Raw genomic sequence first — 545 nt, 5'->3', positions numbered from 1 at the left:
GGTCTGACAGCCATTTTAACAGGTCGGCAGGCTCGATCTGCCAGCGGTTCCGGTTGTCCCTTCTAGCAAAAAGGTGCCCATCTTTTATGGCATTCATGATGGTGCCGCGCGAAACCTGAGCGCGGCTTGCGGCCTGCTGTGGTGTCAGCATTTGCAGTGATCTGTCAGTGACAATATCAGTTAGTTGTCACTTCTCGTTGTCAGATTTGCCACCTTCGATCACGTCCAGCCGGTAGCGTTCGACCGCCTGCCCGTGGGTGTTGATGTTGCCCCGGAAGGCACCCTCGGGCGTCACGGTGATGATCTTGTTGCGGCCGCGCTTCACCCGGCGGATCGCCCCAATTTCCTCAAGCAGGTTGAGAGAGCGTGCCATCTGGGCTTTGTCGGTGCGAGTGAGATCGCAGAGGTCGGCGGCGGTCTTCGTGCACTCGTAGGACTGCCAAGACAGGTAGCGGCAAATGATCCAGAGGATCGACATGGCCTCTTTGGCCTGTCCGGCAGTCTTTGCCGCCTCGAACAGGCGTTCGGTCACGGCGTCCTGATAC

At 58.5% G+C, this 545-nt stretch carries 2 protein-coding genes; both read right to left on the bottom strand.

Going from position 1 to position 545, the window contains the following annotated elements:
- Window positions 1-151, bottom strand: a 151-nt coding sequence (locus CK240_RS19675; protein ID WP_135058986.1) for a helix-turn-helix domain-containing protein, incomplete at its 3' end; no start/stop codon positions are given.
- Window positions 152-187: 36 nt separating this feature from the next.
- A partial coding sequence (locus CK240_RS17920) for a helix-turn-helix domain-containing protein (RefSeq protein WP_205957936.1) occupies window positions 188-545 on the bottom strand: 358 nt, incomplete at its 5' end.

This window comes from Paracoccus salipaludis, from assembly GCF_002287065.1.
Lineage (GTDB): Bacteria > Pseudomonadota > Alphaproteobacteria > Rhodobacterales > Rhodobacteraceae > Paracoccus > Paracoccus salipaludis.
This window is presented reverse-complemented; position numbering and strand designations above follow the sequence as displayed.